The organism is Trinickia sp. (genome assembly GCF_035492435.1).
GTDB lineage: Bacteria > Pseudomonadota > Gammaproteobacteria > Burkholderiales > Burkholderiaceae > Trinickia.
The window spans coordinates 1-15831 of record NZ_DATJJF010000009.1; the positions used below are offsets into that span (position 1 = coordinate 1).

15 protein-coding genes, 1 tRNA gene and 1 pseudogene are annotated in these 15831 nt (G+C 61.1%); 16 read left to right on the forward strand and 1 reads right to left on the reverse strand.

The window, feature by feature from the left end:
- From VL598_RS00305 to VL598_RS00320, 4 genes and pseudogenes are all read left to right on the forward strand, one after another.
- Positions 1 to 264: pseudogene (locus tag VL598_RS00305) on the forward strand (ketol-acid reductoisomerase); the annotation flags it as partial.
- A 238-nt stretch (positions 265 to 502) separates the two neighbouring features.
- Positions 503 to 1141: a phosphatidylserine decarboxylase gene (locus tag VL598_RS00310; protein ID WP_325324704.1), complete on the forward strand. Its 639-nt coding sequence runs from the start codon at positions 503 to 505 to the stop codon at positions 1139 to 1141.
- 21 nt (positions 1142 to 1162) lie between these two features.
- The gene (gene pssA, locus VL598_RS00315) at positions 1163 to 2056 is read left to right on the forward strand and encodes a CDP-diacylglycerol--serine O-phosphatidyltransferase (RefSeq protein ID WP_325324705.1); all 894 of its coding nucleotides are present in this window, start codon (positions 1163 to 1165) and stop codon (positions 2054 to 2056) included.
- Positions 2057 to 2507: 451 nt separating this feature from the next.
- A complete protein-coding gene (locus VL598_RS00320; protein WP_325324706.1) occupies positions 2508 to 4049 on the forward strand; it encodes a 2-isopropylmalate synthase in 1542 nt (513 codons plus the stop codon).
- Between the two features lie 188 nt (positions 4050 to 4237).
- Here VL598_RS00320 and VL598_RS00325 read toward each other — a convergent pair whose 3' ends face one another.
- A complete protein-coding gene (locus VL598_RS00325) occupies positions 4238 to 4744 on the reverse strand; it encodes a hypothetical protein (RefSeq protein WP_414718634.1) in 507 nt (168 codons plus the stop codon).
- A 386-nt stretch (positions 4745 to 5130) separates the two neighbouring features.
- On the opposite strand from VL598_RS00325, the gene rpsO reads away from it, so the two are divergent.
- The 12 genes from rpsO (at position 5131) to nuoF (ending at position 15789) form a co-directional block, all read left to right on the forward strand.
- The gene (rpsO, locus tag VL598_RS00330; RefSeq protein WP_325324707.1) at positions 5131 to 5400 is read left to right on the forward strand and encodes a 30S ribosomal protein S15; all 270 of its coding nucleotides are present in this window, start codon (positions 5131 to 5133) and stop codon (positions 5398 to 5400) included.
- A gap of 384 nt (positions 5401 to 5784) precedes the next feature.
- Complete coding sequence (pnp, locus tag VL598_RS00335) at positions 5785 to 7935, forward strand: polyribonucleotide nucleotidyltransferase (RefSeq protein WP_325324708.1); 2151 nt, start codon at positions 5785 to 5787, stop codon at positions 7933 to 7935.
- 106 nt (positions 7936 to 8041) lie between these two features.
- Positions 8042 to 9058, forward strand: coding sequence for an NAD(P)H-quinone oxidoreductase (locus tag VL598_RS00340; RefSeq protein ID WP_325324709.1), 1017 nt, complete (start codon positions 8042 to 8044; stop codon positions 9056 to 9058).
- A gap of 348 nt (positions 9059 to 9406) precedes the next feature.
- Complete coding sequence (tpiA, locus tag VL598_RS00345) at positions 9407 to 10183, forward strand: triose-phosphate isomerase (RefSeq protein ID WP_325324710.1); 777 nt, start codon at positions 9407 to 9409, stop codon at positions 10181 to 10183.
- 76 nt (positions 10184 to 10259) lie between these two features.
- The gene (gene secG, locus VL598_RS00350) at positions 10260 to 10649 is read left to right on the forward strand and encodes a preprotein translocase subunit SecG (protein WP_325324711.1); all 390 of its coding nucleotides are present in this window, start codon (positions 10260 to 10262) and stop codon (positions 10647 to 10649) included.
- A 116-nt stretch (positions 10650 to 10765) separates the two neighbouring features.
- A tRNA-Leu gene (locus tag VL598_RS00355) sits at positions 10766 to 10850 on the forward strand.
- Positions 10851 to 11052: 202 nt separating this feature from the next.
- Positions 11053 to 11412: an NADH-quinone oxidoreductase subunit A gene (locus VL598_RS00360; protein WP_325324712.1), complete on the forward strand. Its 360-nt coding sequence runs from the start codon at positions 11053 to 11055 to the stop codon at positions 11410 to 11412.
- A 60-nt stretch (positions 11413 to 11472) separates the two neighbouring features.
- Positions 11473 to 11952, forward strand: a complete 480-nt coding sequence (locus tag VL598_RS00365) for a NuoB/complex I 20 kDa subunit family protein (RefSeq protein ID WP_027819582.1) — start codon at positions 11473 to 11475, stop codon at positions 11950 to 11952.
- Positions 11953 to 11974: 22 nt separating this feature from the next.
- A complete protein-coding gene (locus VL598_RS00370; RefSeq protein ID WP_325324713.1) occupies positions 11975 to 12577 on the forward strand; it encodes an NADH-quinone oxidoreductase subunit C in 603 nt (200 codons plus the stop codon).
- A 9-nt stretch (positions 12578 to 12586) separates the two neighbouring features.
- On the forward strand, positions 12587 to 13840 hold the full coding sequence (locus VL598_RS00375; RefSeq protein ID WP_325324714.1) for an NADH-quinone oxidoreductase subunit D: 1254 nt from the start codon (positions 12587 to 12589) through the stop codon (positions 13838 to 13840).
- 138 nt (positions 13841 to 13978) lie between these two features.
- Positions 13979 to 14464, forward strand: coding sequence for an NADH-quinone oxidoreductase subunit NuoE (gene nuoE, locus VL598_RS00380; protein ID WP_325324715.1), 486 nt, complete (start codon positions 13979 to 13981; stop codon positions 14462 to 14464).
- The gene (gene nuoF, locus VL598_RS00385) at positions 14461 to 15789 is read left to right on the forward strand and encodes an NADH-quinone oxidoreductase subunit NuoF (protein WP_325324716.1); all 1329 of its coding nucleotides are present in this window, start codon (positions 14461 to 14463) and stop codon (positions 15787 to 15789) included. The genes nuoE and nuoF overlap by 4 nt, the downstream gene beginning before the upstream one ends.
- Positions 15790 to 15831 lie beyond the last annotated feature (42 nt).

Sequence of the window (15831 nt, forward strand, 5' to 3'; positions counted from 1 at the left end):
AACAACGCCGAGTATGGTGAGTACGTGACCGGCCCGCGCATCGTCACGGAAGAGACGAAGAAGGTGATGAAGGACGTCCTGAAGGACATTCAAACGGGCGAGTACGCGAAGAGCTTCATTCTCGAGAACCGCGCTGGCGCGCCGACGCTGCAATCGCGTCGCCGCCTCACGGCCGAGCACCAGATCGAGACCGTCGGTGCGAAGCTGCGCGCCATGATGCCCTGGATCGCCAAGAACAAGCTCGTCGATCAGTCGAAGAACTAACGCAAGCCACTGCCGCCGGCGCGCGCGACGCAAAGTCCGAAAGGGCGGGCCGGTGCAGTCGATGCTGCTGCGTTTGCGTCGCCGGCCGTTCGAGCTGCGCGGCGATGTGTCGATCGCTGTTTTTTGACGCCCGAGAGGGTGGCGCAATCGAGCGGTCGTTTATGCCAAGCCGTCTGTCGCCTCGCGCGGCGGACGGCTTTTGCTATCCTACGGTTTTACAATAAAACCTTAACGCTTTATGAATTACCCTCATCCGATCATCGCGCGCGAAGGCTGGCCGTTCATTGCGATTGCCGCCATTGTCGCCGTGTTGATCCATGCGTTCGCGGGGTTCGGCCTGGCTTGGATTTTCTGGTTGCTGCTCATCTTTGTCGTCCAGTTTTTCCGCGACCCACCACGCCCTATCCCAACTGATCCGAACGCTGTGCTGTGTCCCGCCGATGGGCGTATCGTCGCGGTTGAAACTACGCATGATCCTTACGTCGGGCGCGAGGCACTCAAAATCAGCGTATTCATGAATGTCTTTAACGTGCACTCGCAGCGCTCGCCCGTGGACGGCGCCGTGAAGCAAGTCGAGTACTTTCCGGGCGCCTATTTGAACGCGGCGATCGATAAAGCATCACTCGAGAACGAACGCAATGCGGTGGTGATTGAAACGGCGAACGGGCAGACGGTAACGTCGGTTCAAATCGCGGGACTCATCGCCCGCCGCATTCTCTGCTACACGAAGAGCGGGGAATCGCTCGCGCGCGGCCAGCGCTACGGTTTCATTCGTTTCGGGTCGCGCGTCGACGTCTACCTGCCGCTCGGCAGCCGCGCCAAGGTCTCGATCGGGGAGAAGGTGCACGCCTCGTCGACGATTCTCGCCGAGCTCTAAGGCACTGCCAGGAGGAGTTCGATGGCTGCACTGAAACCGCGCCGTTCGCGCACAGGCAAGTCGCCGGTGCCGCGGCCGTTCCGGCGCAACAAGATACTGGCGGATGTCCCCGCGACGGCCTCGTCGGGCAGCGCGCCGGCCGAGAGCCGGCGCGCTGCACGCCAGCAGTTTCTGCGCACGCGTGGCATCTATCTGCTGCCCAACGCGTTCACGACCGCCGCGCTCTTTTGCGGCTTTTTCGCCGTCGTGCAGGCCATGAACCTGCGCTTCGAGATTGCGGCGATTGCCGTCTTCGTCGCCATGGTGCTTGACGGCATGGATGGTCGCGTTGCGCGCATGACCCACACGCAAAGCGCGTTCGGCGAGCAGTTCGACAGCCTCTCGGACATGGTCTCGTTTGGCGTCGCGCCGGCGCTCGTCATGTACGAGTGGGTGCTGAAAGACCTGGGCCGCTGGGGCTGGCTTGCCGCGTTCGTCTACTGCTCGGGCGCCGCGCTCAGGCTCGCTCGCTTCAACACGAACATCGGCGTGGTGGATAAGCGTTACTTCCAGGGGATTCCCAGTCCGGCCGCCGCCGCGCTGATCGCGGGCTTCGTCTGGCTTGCCAGCGACAATCGCGTGCCAGTGAAGCTTGTGTGGCTGCCTTGGGTTGCGTTTGCGCTGACCGTCTACGCAGGCGTCACCATGGTGTCGAACGCGCCGTTTTACAGCGGGAAGGCGCTCGACGTAAGGCATCGGGTCCCGTTCGCGGCGATCTTGCTCGTTGTCGTGGCGTTCGTGCTCGTATCGTCCGATCCGCCGCTCATGCTGTTCGGCCTTTTCGTGCTCTACGGCCTGTCAGGCTATGCCTACTGGGGCTATCTGGCGCTGCGCCGGCGCGAGAACCCGGCACGCTCGCTGCCCCACGATCACTGACGCGGCGCGCCGATTCCGCGGGGCGGCACGCGCGGCAGCGGTGCCGCCGCCCCAATTCCCGTCCTTTTGACGCAACCAAGTCGCGTCACGTGCGGCACGGGCGGCTGCGGTCGCCGTGCCGCGACCCAAATGCTCCGAACGGGCCGTTCAGCTGCTCCGGCCCCGGCTTTCGAGCGCGTCGCTATGGGGCCCATTGGTGTGCTCGATTGCACCATTTCGCGAATGCCGCTATAGTCCCCTTCATGTTGACGTTCGCATTTCCCCTCCTATCCCTCCTCGCCGGTGCGCCGCTAAGCGGCCTAGCACTAGCGTTCGCGCGCCTACCGCGCTGATCGTTCCCGCCTCCGTCTGCCCTTGTTCGTTGTTCGGCGCCAGCGGTGGCGCGAACACCTGAATTCCCTTGTGTTTCTGTGATTTTCAGACCCGCATACCGTCCAAGGAGAGCCTCGACATGGCAGACAAGCTGATCATTTTCGACACGACGTTGCGCGACGGCGAGCAGTCGCCCGGCGCCTCGATGACGAAAGAAGAAAAAATCCGCATTGCGCGGCAACTCGAACGAATGAAGGTCGATGTGATCGAGGCCGGCTTCGCGGCGAGTTCGAACGGCGATTTCGAGGCGATCAACGCGATTGCATCGATCATCAAAGACAGCACCGTCTGCTCGCTCTCGCGTGCGAACGACAAGGACATCCAGCGCGCCGCCGACGCTTTGAAACCCGCTGAGCGGTTCCGGATCCATACGTTCATCGCAACGTCTCCGCTTCACATGGAAAAGAAGCTGCGCATGACGCCCGATCAGGTCTACGAGCAGGCTCGGCTCGCGGTGCGCTACGCGCGTAAGTTCACGGATGACGTCGAGTTTTCGCCCGAGGACGGCAGCCGCTCGGACATGGACTTCCTCTGTCGCGTGCTGGAGGCGGTCATCGACGAAGGCGCAACCACGATCAATATCGCCGACACCGTCGGCTACGGGGTGCCTGAGCTTTACGGCGATCTCGTCAAGACGTTGCGGGAGCGCATTCCGAACTCGGATAAGGCCATCTTTTCGGTGCACTGCCACAACGATCTCGGTATGGCCGTCGCGAACTCGCTTGCCGGCGTGAAGATTGGCGGCGCGCGCCAAATCGAGTGCACGATCAACGGCCTCGGTGAGCGCGCTGGCAACACGGCGCTCGAGGAGATCGTCATGGCCGTCAGGACGCGCAGGGACTATTTCGGTCTCGACGTCGGCATCGACACGTCGCAAATCGTGCCGGCCTCGAAGCTTGTTTCGCAAACGACGGGTTTTGTCGTGCAGCCGAACAAGGCTGTGGTGGGCGCCAACGCTTTCGCGCACGCATCGGGCATTCACCAGGATGGCGTACTCAAGGCGCGCGACACGTACGAGATCATGCGTGCTGAAGATGTTGGCTGGACCGCGAACAAGATCGTGCTGGGCAAGCTCTCGGGTCGCAACGCGTTCAAGCAGCGCCTTCAAGAGCTCAACGTGTCGCTTGAAAGCGAGAGCGAACTCAATGCCGCCTTCGCGCGCTTCAAGGAGCTGGCCGACCGCAAGGCCGAGATCTTCGACGAAGACATCATCGCGATCGTCACGGAGGAATCGGCCGAGGCGCAGGAGCGCGAGCAGTTCAAGTTTGTGTCCCTGTCGCAACGTTCGGAAACGGGTGAGCGCCCGCATGCGCGCGTCGTCTTTGCATCGGAAGGCAAAGAGGTGACGGGCGAGGCCGAAGGCAACGGCCCCGTCGATGCGACGCTCCACGCCATCGAGGCGCAGGTGGGCAGCGGTGCGGAGCTCGTGCTTTATTCCGTCAACGCGATTACGACCGGCACGCAAGCGCAAGGGGAGGTCACCGTGCGTCTCGCCAAGAGCGGACGCATCGTCAACGGTGTAGGCACCGATCCCGATATTGTGGCCGCATCGGCGAAAGCCTACCTTTCGGCACTCAACAAGCTGTACGCGGGCGTCAAGGTCAATCCACAGCGCTCGTGACGCGGTGTGCCGGTCGATAGCGGCCGGCATGCCGGGGTGCGCACGCAGCTTCTGGCGTGCGAGCCCCAAGGCCGGAAGCCTACCGGGCCGAGCGCGGCCCGGTGCAGGGTTCTATCCGCCTGCGGCTCGGGCGGACAGCTGCGCATCGCGCTCATCTGATTGCGGTGGGCGATATGTCCTGACGGGTATCAGCGGAGACCCAGACCTGGATCATGCATCGGATCGGGGGTTTTTTGCGTGAGCCGAAGTATGCCTTGATCGTCGAAGTAAAAGTTGTAGAGCATGTACCAGACGTTGTCTTCCTGATACCGATAGGTCCAAACCTGCCGCTTCATGAGGGGAAAGTAGGCCGTCTCGACGGGGCGGCCGAAGTTGAGGAGCACGTCGCGCTTCGTCCATGTGCCGATCTGAGCCTTGTAGAGCTCGTTGACTTGTAGCACCTGACGCACGGTCACGACTTTGCCTGAAGGATCGATGTCGGCCGCTGTCGTCACTTCACCCATTGGCTGCGTCGGCCACATGAGGCGCTTGTCGCCGTTAGGCAAATCGTAAACTTCGCGCGGCGGTCCCAGGCGCGCGATGACGGCGGATTCCGGCTCGCCGGTCTGAAAGTTCTGCCACGGCTGCGCGCAGCCGGCCACGAGCAGCGCGGCGAGCGCTGCGAGCGCGAGCGGGTATCGCTTGCCCATCGACATGAAAGTCCTCCGTTGTTTTTCGAATGCGCTGGGGCGAGTTGCCGTGCCACGGGTTCGCGCCGGGCGGCCCCATCTGCTGGTGTGATCGAACGAGCGCTTGGGTAGTTTGACACAGGGGGCGCAAAAGAGCCCGCAAACGCATGTGATTCGCCCGCCCGCTGCCCATTAATCCATCGCGCCAGCCGCTGCGCGGGAAGCCACCGTTGAACCCTGCGCCGCGGGTGCGATAGAGCGTCGGCCGAAGCGGACGGCTGAGCGGGCCGTCCTGAAACGTCCTCTCGGAGGGTGCGTCGGGGCCGAACCGGCTTGTGCTACAATACGCGCCTTGTCAGCCCACGGCACGGCCCTTCTTCCGTGACCGCCTGTTTGTTTTACAAGGAAATCAAATGTCTGTAGCCGATATCAAGAAGTCCGACATCGTTGCGCAGTTTGCGCGTGCCGAGAACGATACGGGTTCGCCCGAAGTTCAGGTCGCCTTGCTGACCTCGCGCATCAACGAACTGACATCCCACTTCAAGTCGCACGTGAAGGATCATCATAGCCGCCGCGGCCTGCTGCGCATGGTGAGCCGCCGTCGCAAGCTGCTCGACTACTTGAAGGGCAAGGATGCCGACCGTTACCGCGCGCTGATCGAAAAGCTGGGCCTGCGCAAGTAATCGGCGGTTGTCGCTTTTCGCTACGATGCCTGTGTCAGTGTACTGATGCAGGCATTTTGTTTTTGAACGGCACGCGCAACGCGCGTGCTTGCATGACCGGCGATGAGTTGCCAAGCGGACGCAAAAGCTGGACGCAAAAGCGTTACGCCGGCATAGCGGCAGGGCCGCCTCGGGCGGGCAGAGCTTTGTGTCATTCCAGCGTGACGTACGCGGTGTGAACGGTGACTCGCAAGTTGCCGGTGAGCGTCGCGCTGGAATGGCATAACACTTCTCTTCCCGTTGGCGCGGTGGCCTTCGGCGCCGTTGCCGCGCACGTGTTACAGCGCGGGCGGCGGCATAGTGAACACACGAAGACCAAAGAGTGCGAGAAAGGAAGGAGTGACCATGTCAATGTTCAATAAAGTCGTCAAAGAATTCAAATGGGGGCAGCACAATGTGCGCCTCGAAACCGGTGAGATTGCCCGCCAGGCCACCGGCGCTGTCATCGTCGACGTAGAAGACACCGTCGTGCTTGCCACGGTCGTCGGCGCAAAGACGGCAAAGCCCGGCCAGGACTTCTTCCCGCTGACCGTCGATTACCTCGAGAAGACCTACTCGGCCGGCAAGATTCCGGGTGGCTTCTTCCGTCGCGAAGGACGTCCTTCCGAGCATGAAACGCTGATTTCGCGTCTCATCGACCGGCCGTTGCGTCCCCTCTTCCCGGAAGGGTTCTACAACGAAGTGCAGGTCGTCGTGCACGTGCTGTCGATCAACCCGGAAGTCCCGGCGGACATCCCGGCGTTGATCGGTGCATCGGCAGCGCTTGCCGTGTCGGGCATTCCGTTCAACGGGCCCGTGGGCGCTGCGCGTGTCGCCTACATCAACAACGAGTACGTGTTGAACCCGACGCGTGCGCAGATGAAGGATTCGCGGCTCGAGCTCGTCGTGGCCGGCACGGAGCGCGCGGTGCTGATGGTGGAGTCTGAGGCTGATCAGTTGCCCGAAGACGTGATGCTCGGTGCCGTCGTTTTCGGTCACGAGCAGATGCAGGTAGCGATCGATGCCATCCATGAGCTCGTGCGCGAAGGCGGCAAGGCCGAATGGGATTGGCAGCCGGCGGCGAAGGATGAGGCGCTGATCGCACGGGTGACTGAGCTCGCGCAGGCGAACCTTGTTGCTGCCTATCAGATTCGCAACAAGCAGGAGCGCTCGACCAAGCTGAAGGAAATTTACTCCGCGGCAGGCGCGAAGCTCGACGAGGAAGCGCTCGCGGCCGGGAAGATGCCGGTCGACAAGGCGAGCATCGGCAACATCCTGTTCGATCTCGAAGCGAAGATCGTCCGCAGCCAGATCCTGAGCGGCGAGCCGCGCATCGACGGTCGCGATACGCGCACCGTGCGCCCGATCGAGATTCGCACGGGCGTGCTGCCCCGCACGCACGGTTCGGCGCTCTTCACGCGTGGCGAGACGCAGGCATTGGTCGTTGCGACCCTCGGCACGAAGGGCGATGAGCAGATCATCGACGCGCTCGAAGGCGAATACCGCGAGCGCTTCATGCTTCACTACAACATGCCGCCGTTCGCGACGGGCGAGACGGGCCGCGTCGGGTCGCCGAAGCGCCGCGAGATCGGTCACGGCCGGCTTGCAAAGCGTGCACTCGCGGCCTGCCTGCCGAGCGCTGACGAGTTCGGTTACTCGATCCGCGTTGTTTCGGAGATTACCGAGTCGAACGGTTCGTCGTCCATGGCATCGGTGTGTGGCGGTTGTCTGGCGCTGATGGACGCAGGCGTGCCGATGAAGGCGCATGTGGCCGGCATCGCGATGGGCCTGATCCTCGAGGGCAACAAGTTCGCTGTGCTGACCGACATCCTCGGCGACGAAGACCATCTCGGCGATATGGACTTCAAGGTGGCGGGCACGGCTGACGGTGTCACGGCGCTGCAGATGGACATCAAGATCCAGGGCATCACGAAGGAAATCATGCAGGTTGCCCTCGCGCAGGCGAAGGAAGGCCGCATTCATATCCTCGGGAAGATGACGACCGCCGTGGCCGGCGCAAACACGCAGCTCTCCGAGTTCGCTCCGCGCATGATCACGATCAAGATCAATCCGGAGAAGATTCGTGACGTGATCGGCAAGGGCGGTTCCGTGATCCGCGCGTTGACCGAGGAAACGGGCACGACGATCGATATTTCCGATGACGGCGTCGTCACGATCGCGAGCACGAGCAGCGAAGGCATGGCGGAAGCGAAGCGCCGCATTGAGGCGATCACGGTTGAAGTCGAAGTGGGGCAGGTCTACGAAGGCACGATCCTCAAGCTGCTCGAGTTCGGCGCAATCGTGAACATTCTGCCGGGCAAGGACGGTCTCTTGCACATCTCCGAGATTGCCAATGAGCGCATCAAGGACATCAAGGACTACCTGAGCGAAGGCCAGCAGGTGAAAGTGAAGGTCATTCAGACGGATGAGAAGGGTCGCGTTCGTTTGTCGGCCAAGGCGCTCTTGAACGATGCAGCTTCGGGCGCGGTTGAGCCGGAGTCCGCACCGCAGCAGTAAGGTCGGGGCAATAATGAAGACGGCCGGTGCGCTCGCGAGCGAGCCGGCCGTTTTTTTATGACAATGGTGGCGTTCGCGAAACGCGCAAACCAGGAAGGTGACGCAGATGAAAGCAATCGAAATTACGGAGTTCGGTGGCCCAGAAGTGCTGACGTTGGTCGAGCGGCCGATGCCCGAGCCGAAAGCCGGTGAGGTGCTGATCAAGGTCGCTGCCTCGGGCGTCAACCGCCCGGACGTGTTTCAGCGCAAGGGCGCATATGCGCCCCCGCCCGGGGCTTCGGATCTGCCGGGGCTCGAACTCGCCGGCGAGATCGTAGGCGGCACGCTTGACGACAAGCACAACCCGTTCGGCCTCAAGATGGGCGATCGCGTTTGCGCGCTCCTGTCCGGTGGCGGCTATGCCGAGTACGCAGCTGTGCCGCTCGCGCAGTGCCTGCCGGTGCCGGCGGGCCTCTCCGATATCGAAGCGGCTTCCTTGCCTGAGACGTTTTTCACTGTCTGGAGCAACGTCTTCGAGCGGGCTCAGCTTGGCCAAGGCGAGGGCGGCGCGAACGAGACGCTGCTCGTGCAGGGTGGCTCGAGCGGCATCGGCGTGACGGCAATCCAGCTGGCGCAGGCGATGGGCTTTCGGGTATTCGCCACGGCGGGTACCGCCGAAAAGTGTCAGGCCTGTGAAGAACTCGGCGCTGAGCGCGCGATCAATTACAAGTCTGAGGACTTTGTCGAGGTGGTGAAGTCGCTCACGAATGACCGTGGTGTCGATGTGATTCTCGACATGGTCGCGGGCGGATATGTGCCCCGCGAACTGTCGGCGCTTGCCGACGGCGGGCGATTGGTCATCATCGCGTTGCTGGGTGGGGCGAAATCAGAGGTGAACCTGGGCGAAGTGCTGCGTCGCCGGCTCACCATAACCGGCTCGACGCTGCGCAGCCGCTCGGTTGAATTCAAGGCGAAGGTGGCCGCGCAGTTGAAGCAACATGTCTGGCCCCTCATCGAATCGGGTCGCATCAAGCCTGTGATCTACCGTGTGCTGCCGGCACATCGGGCCAAGGACGCGCACGCGCTGATGGAAAGTGGTGAGCACATCGGGAAGATCGTGCTCGACTGGTCGCAGGCCGCTTAAGGGCTGCGGGCCGCGTGTCGAAGGCCGGTCAGGCGTGCGTGGCCTGGCTGTTCAATGTAGTAAGACGCGGCCGAAACACCGTATCGAACGGCTGATATGTGGGCTTGATCGCCGATGTGGCGCCTGTGAGTTTGACCCGTGTGGTCCGCGCACAGTAGAATTGCCCGTTTTTTGCGTGCGCTTACCTTTTATTTTTCGTTACGACGAGAGAAAGGGGTAGGGAAAGAGCAAGAAGCGCGTAAGGCTAAAGGCAACGGCAGTGGCAGTAAGCTTGCCGCTCTTGTAGCGGTGACTGCGGTGACAGAAGGCCAAGGCACGAAGTCCAAAAGCGCACATACGGCGGAAAACATGTCGAAACGACGAGCGAAGTGGGTGGTCGGAAACTGGAAGATGAACGGCCGGCTCGCCGAGAACGAAGCGCTGTTGCAAGCGCTCGCGAGCGGTGGTGAAGCGTACTCCGACGTGCACATCGGTGTCTGTGTGCCGACCCCTTATCTCGCGCAGGCTGAGTCGCTGTTGAAAGGCGCGATGGTCGCATGGGGCGTGCAGGATATTTCGGCTCACCCGCAAGGAGCTTACACGGGTGAGGTCTCGGCGGAGATGGCCGTCGACTTCGGTGCAACGCTTGCCATCGTCGGTCACTCGGAGCGGCGTGCTTATCACGCTGAAAGCTCGGAGCTCGTCGCGGTGAAGGCGCAGCGTGCGCTGCAAGCGGGGCTCACGCCGATCGTCTGTGTCGGCGAGACGCTTGAAGAGCGCGAGAGCGGCGCGACGCAGGACATCGTCGGCGCGCAGCTCGATGCCGTGCTGGCAAGACTCGCTGAGCACGAGTTGGCGCGTATCATCGTGGCCTATGAGCCGGTTTGGGCGATTGGAACGGGCAAGAGCGCTACGGCTGCAGAGGCGCAGGAAGTGCACGCGTTCCTGCGTGCGCGTCTTGTTGCCAAGAGCGCTGCTATTGCAGACGTGCCGTTGCTGTACGGCGGCAGTGTCAAGCCGGAGAATGCCGAGGCGCTGTTCGGGCAGGCCGACATCGATGGCGGGCTGATCGGCGGTGCTTCGTTGAAGAGTCTCGATTTTCTTGCGATCTGCGCAGCGGCACAAGCGGTGAGCTCCGCTCGCTGAATGTGCGTGTTGGTCAAACAGGCTGCGGGTGCGAGGCACTGATGCCTTTCGCCGAAACCTCAATTGGGTGAGTGTGATGCTGTATTTGAAAACGTTGATCATCGTCGTGCAGCTGCTGTCGGCGATCGGTGTCATAGGTCTCGTGTTGCTTCAGCACGGTAAAGGTGCTGATATGGGCGCGGCGTTCGGTAGCGGCGCATCGGGAAGTCTCTTCGGCGCTACGGGTTCGGCAAACTTCCTGTCGCGCACAACCGCGATCCTCGCTGCGTTGTTCTTCGTGTCGACACTGGCGCTGACCTATCTCGGCTCGTATAAGTCCAAGCCGTCGGCGGGCGTGTTGGGTGGGATGCCGGCCGCTCCCGTCGTTGCTCCTGCGGCTACACCCGCGGCTACACCTTCAGCTGCTTCGGTCGCTGCCACTTCGGCTGCGTCGTCTGCGGCACCGGCCCAAAGCGTTCCGAAATAAACTTTTTCGCTTTTTGATGCATTTAGTAGTTGCTCAATGGGGCGGGAAAGGGTTAGAATTTATGTCTTGAAGCGATTCGCGGGTTGCAACGAGTTGTGTCCCGGATTGCAGACAGTGCCGACGTGGTGAAATTGGTAGACACGCTATCTTGAGGGGGTAGTGGCGAAAGCTGTGCGAGTTCGAGTCTCGCCGTCGGCACCAAAGTTATCCAAATGCCAGCCGCTTGCATTGCTTCGGCTGGCATTGTTGCATCTGAGGTCGGCTCGTGGCGTCCTCGCTATGCGGGGTGCAATGGCACAATACGCCGTGAGCAACGTGCGTGATTTTGATTCGGTGATTTTTGATTCGGGGATGCGCTAGTTGTCGCGCCCTGCCACTCAGAACCAACTGAAAGAGGATAGCCTTGAACCTCGGAGCCTATTTCCCCGTTTTCCTGTTCCTCCTCGTAGGTCTGGGTTTGGGTATTGCGCTCGTTTCCATCGGCAAAATCCTCGGTCCAAACAAGCCATATAACGAAAAGAATTCGCCGTACGAGTGCGGCTTCGAGGCCTTCGAAGATGCGCGCATGAAATTCGATGTGCGCTACTATCTCATCGCCATCCTTTTTATTGTTTTCGATATCGAGACCGCATTTCTGTTTCCGTGGGGCGTCGCCTTGCGGGATATTGGTTGGCCCGGTTTCTTATCGATGATGATCTTCCTCGTCGAACTGCTGCTCGGTTTCGCCTACATCTGGAGAAAGGGCGGGCTCGAGTGGGAATGATGGGTTAATTGCCGTTTCTCGCGGGCGGCCGCGCGTGCCGTCCCGTCTGGAGTGCACAGCATGAGTATCGAAGGGGTGTTGAAGGAAGGGTTCGTCACCACAACGGCTGACAAGCTGATCAACTGGACACGCACAGGGTCGCTTTGGCCCATGACATTCGGTCTCGCGTGCTGTGCAGTGGAAATGATGCATGCGGGCGCTGCCCGCTACGACCTCGACCGATTCGGCGTCGTTTTTCGTCCCAGTCCGCGTCAATCAGATGTGATGATCGTGGCCGGCACGCTTTGCAACAAGATGGCCCCGGCACTGCGCAAAGTCTATGACCAGATGGCGGAGCCTCGCTGGGTCATTTCGATGGGTTCATGCGCGAACGGCGGTGGTTACTATCACTACTCGTATTCGGTTGTGCGTGGATGCGATCGCATCGTACCGGTAGACGTGTATGTGCCTGGCTGTCCGCCCACCGCGGAGGCGCTCGTCTACGGCGTGATTCAACTTCAAGCGAAGATCCGCCGCACGAGCACGATCGCGCGTCAATAAATCAGTCTGAGCGTCCCCACTCATGGCAAGCAAACTCGAGATCCTGAAAGCGCACCTCGAGGCGGCCTTCGGCGGCCGTCTGTCGAGCATCACGGAATCGGTCGGGGAGTTGACGATCGTCGTCAAGGCGGGCGATTACCTCGATATATGCACACGCTTGCGCGACGATCGCTCGCTCGGCTTCGAGCAACTGATCGATTTGTGCGGCGTCGATTATCAAACGTATGGCGATGGTGCGTATGACGGCCCGCGTTTTGCCGCGGTCCTGCATTTGCTGTCGGTCTCGAATAACTGGCGTTTGCGCGTGCGCGTATTCGCGCCTGACGACGACCTACCAATCCTGCCGTCCGTTGTCGAAATATGGAGTTCGGCGAACTGGTACGAGCGGGAAGCGTTCGATCTCTTCGGCATCGTTTTTGACGGCCACCCCGATTTGCGTCGCATTCTCACCGATTACGGTTTTATCGGTCATCCTTTCCGCAAGGATTTTCCAATTTCGGGCTATGTGGAAATGCGTTACGACCCGGCGGAAAAGCGGGTCGTCTACCAGCCGGTCACGATCGAGCCACGCGAAATCACACCTCGTGTGATCCGTGAGGGTCACTACGGCGGTCTGAAACACTAAGAGGGCGCCATGGCAGAGATCAAGAACTACACGCTCAATTTCGGCCCGCAGCACCCGGCGGCGCATGGCGTGCTGCGCCTCGTGCTAGAGCTCGATGGTGAAGTGATTCAGCGCGCCGACCCCCACATCGGGCTTTTGCACCGCGCCACGGAAAAGCTTGCCGAGAACAAGACTTTCATTCAATCCGTGCCGTACATGGATCGTCTCGACTATGTGTCGATGATGTGCAACGAGCACGGCTATGTTCTCGCCATCGAAAAGCTCCTCGGCATCGACGTTCCCATTCGGGCCAAGTACATCCGCGTGCTCTTCGACGAAATCACGCGGGTGTTGAACCACCTGATGTGGATCGGCTCGCATGGGCTCGACGTCGGCGCGATGGCCGTATTTCTTTACGCTTTCCGTGAGCGCGAAGACTTGATGGACGTGTATGAGGCGGTATCGGGAGCGCGCATGCATGCGGCTTACTATCGTCCGGGCGGCGTGTACCGCGATCTGCCGGATGCGATGCCACAATACAAGCCGTCCAAGATTCGCAATGCGAAGGCGCTCGAAAAAATGAACGAGGCGCGTCAAGGGTCGCTTCTTGATTTTCTTGACGACTTTTTTGCGCGCTTCCCGAGTTGCGTGGACGAGTACGAAACGCTTTTGACGGACAATCGGATCTGGAAGCAGCGTCTCGTCGGTGTCGGTGTTGTATCGCCTGAAAGGGCGCTGCAACTGGGTATGACGGGGGCGATGCTGCGCGGTTCGGGTGTCGAATGGGATCTGCGCAAGAAGCAGCCGTATGAAGTCTATGATCAGCTCGACTTCGACATCCCCGTCGGCGTCAACGGCGATTGCTACGACCGCTATCTTGTTCGTGTTGCGGAGATGCGCCAGTCGGCGCGTATTGCAAAGCAGTGCATCGATTGGCTTCGCAACAATCCGGGGCCTGTGATGACCGACAATCACAAGGTCGCACCGCCTTCGCGAGTGGCCATGAAGTCGAACATGGAAGAGCTGATCCATCACTTCAAGCTCTTTACTGAAGGCTTTCATGTGCCGGAGGGAGAGGCGTACGCGGCGATCGAACATCCGAAGGGCGAATTCGGCATCTATCTGGTCTCGGACGGCGCCAACAAGCCGTACCGGCTGAAGATTCGAGCGCCTGGCTATGCCCACCTCGCGTCGCTCAACGAAATGGCGCGCGGCCATATGATCGCCGATGCTGTCACGATCATCGGGACGCAGGATATCGTGTTCGGCGAGATCGATCGCTGAGGAGTGTGCCGCGCCGCTTGCGTGCAGCGCGGCGGCAGCGGCGGTTGTCGCCTCGAGAGTGATAAGGTGCCGGGTCTGCCGCCGTCGAGATCGGCGGCAGGTTTTCGTTCGGTAGTATTGAGAGAGTCGTGTCTGAAAATGATCTCAGCTGAAGGCCTGAAGGAAATCGATCGCGTGATTGCGAAGTATCCCGCCGATCAGAAGCAATCCGCCGTGATGGCGGCGCTGGCCGTTGCTCAAGAGGAGCACGGCTGGCTTTCGCCCGAGCTCATGCAGTACGTCGCGGATTACCTCGAGATGCCGGCCGTCGCGGTCCAGGAGGTGGCGACGTTTTACACGATGTACGAGACACAGCCGGTCGGTAAGCACAAGATCACCCTTTGCACGAATCTGCCGTGCCAGTTGGGGCCCGACGGCGGTGCCGAGAGCGCGGCCGGGTATCTGAAGGAAAGGCTCGGGATCGGCTTCGGTGAAACCACGCCCGACGGCAAGTTCACGCTCAAGGAGGGCGAGTGCTTTGGCGCGTGTGGCGATGCACCGGTGCTGCTCGTGAATAACCATCGCATGTGCAGCTTCATGAGCCGCGAGAAGATCGACGAGTTGCTCGAGGAGCTTTCGAAATGACGTCTTTGCACGATCGTCACATCAAACCGCTGATCCTCGCAGGCCTGAATGGCGAGAACTGGCATCTCGAGGACTACGTCGCGCGCGGCGGCTATCAACAATTGCGCCGCATCCTCGAAGGGAAGGTTCCGCCCGAGCAGGTTATTGCCGATGTCAAGGCGTCAGGCTTGCGTGGTCGCGGCGGTGCTGGCTTCCCGACAGGCCTCAAATGGAGCTTCATGCCCCGGCAATTCCCGGGACAGAAGTATCTGGTCTGCAACTCGGATGAAGGCGAGCCCGGTACATTCAAGGATCGCGATATTTTGCGTTGGAACCCGCATGCCGTGATCGAGGGCATGGCGATCGGTGCCTACGCCATGGGCATCACGGTCGGCTACAACTACATCCACGGCGAGATCTTCGAGGTGTACCGGCGTTTTGAAGCGGCGCTCGAAGAAGCGCGACGCGCCGGTTTGCTGGGCGAAAATATTCTGGGTTCGGGTTTCTCGTTCCAGCTCCACGCTCACCACGGGTACGGTGCTTATATTTGCGGCGAAGAGACGGCGCTGCTCGAATCGCTCGAGGGCAAGAAAGGTCAGCCGCGTTTCAAGCCACCATTTCCGGCGAGCTTCGGCGTCTACGGCAAGCCGACGACGATCAACAACACGGAGACCTTCGCTGCGGTGCCGTTCATTCTTGCCGTCGGCCCCCAGACCTACCTGGAGCTTGGCAAACCGAACAACGGCGGCACAAAGATCTTTTCCGTGTCCGGCGACGTCGAGCGCCCCGGCAACTACGAGGTGCCGCTCGGCACGCCGTTCGCCACGGTGATGGAGCTCGCGGGCGGCGTGCGCGGCGGCAAAAAGTTGAAGGCCGTCATTCCTGGCGGTTCTTCGGCGCCGGTCGTGCCAGGCGATATCATGATGCAGACCGACATGGATTACGACTCGATCGCGAAGGTCGGCTCGATGCTCGGTTCGGGCGCTGTCATTGTCATGGACGAGACTCGCTGCATGGTGCGCTCGCTCCTGCGCCTGTCGTACTTCTATTACGAGGAATCGTGTGGCCAATGCACGCCGTGCCGCGAAGGCACGGGGTGGCTGTGGCGCGTCGTCAACCGGATCGAGCACGGCCAGGGTCGCAAGGAGGATCTCGACCTTCTGAATTCGGTCGCCGAAAACATCATGGGTCGCACGATATGCGCGCTCGGCGATGCGGCGGCCATGCCGGTGCGCGGCATGCTCAAGCACTACTGGAACGAATTCGAATACCACGTCGAGCACAAGCGTTGCCTCGTTGGCGGGCATGCAGGCGCGAACACTCCGGCTGAGGCGGCGCTCGCGTAACGGAGCCTTGGGCCACGCGCGGTGTCGGCAACGGCCAAGCAT

Bases quoted from the DNA above. Each gene is read 5' to 3' on its own strand.
- VL598_RS00310 (WP_325324704.1), top strand. From the start codon at position 503: ATGAATTACCCTCATCCGATCATCGCGCGCGAAGGCTGGCCGTTCATT.
- pssA (WP_325324705.1), top strand. From the start codon at position 1,163: ATGGCTGCACTGAAACCGCGCCGTTCGCGCACAGGCAAGTCGCCGGTG.
- VL598_RS00320 (WP_325324706.1), top strand. From the start codon at position 2,508: ATGGCAGACAAGCTGATCATTTTCGACACGACGTTGCGCGACGGCGAG.
- VL598_RS00325 (WP_414718634.1), bottom strand. From the start codon at position 4,744: ATGTCGATGGGCAAGCGATACCCGCTCGCGCTCGCAGCGCTCGCCGCG.
- rpsO (WP_325324707.1), top strand. From the start codon at position 5,131: ATGTCTGTAGCCGATATCAAGAAGTCCGACATCGTTGCGCAGTTTGCG.
- pnp (WP_325324708.1), top strand. From the start codon at position 5,785: ATGTCAATGTTCAATAAAGTCGTCAAAGAATTCAAATGGGGGCAGCAC.
- VL598_RS00340 (WP_325324709.1), top strand. From the start codon at position 8,042: ATGAAAGCAATCGAAATTACGGAGTTCGGTGGCCCAGAAGTGCTGACG.
- tpiA (WP_325324710.1), top strand. From the start codon at position 9,407: ATGTCGAAACGACGAGCGAAGTGGGTGGTCGGAAACTGGAAGATGAAC.
- secG (WP_325324711.1), top strand. From the start codon at position 10,260: ATGCTGTATTTGAAAACGTTGATCATCGTCGTGCAGCTGCTGTCGGCG.
- VL598_RS00365 (WP_027819582.1), top strand. From the start codon at position 11,473: ATGAGTATCGAAGGGGTGTTGAAGGAAGGGTTCGTCACCACAACGGCT.
- VL598_RS00370 (WP_325324713.1), top strand. From the start codon at position 11,975: ATGGCAAGCAAACTCGAGATCCTGAAAGCGCACCTCGAGGCGGCCTTC.
- VL598_RS00375 (WP_325324714.1), top strand. From the start codon at position 12,587: ATGGCAGAGATCAAGAACTACACGCTCAATTTCGGCCCGCAGCACCCG.
- nuoE (WP_325324715.1), top strand. From the start codon at position 13,979: ATGATCTCAGCTGAAGGCCTGAAGGAAATCGATCGCGTGATTGCGAAG.
- nuoF (WP_325324716.1), top strand. From the start codon at position 14,461: ATGACGTCTTTGCACGATCGTCACATCAAACCGCTGATCCTCGCAGGC.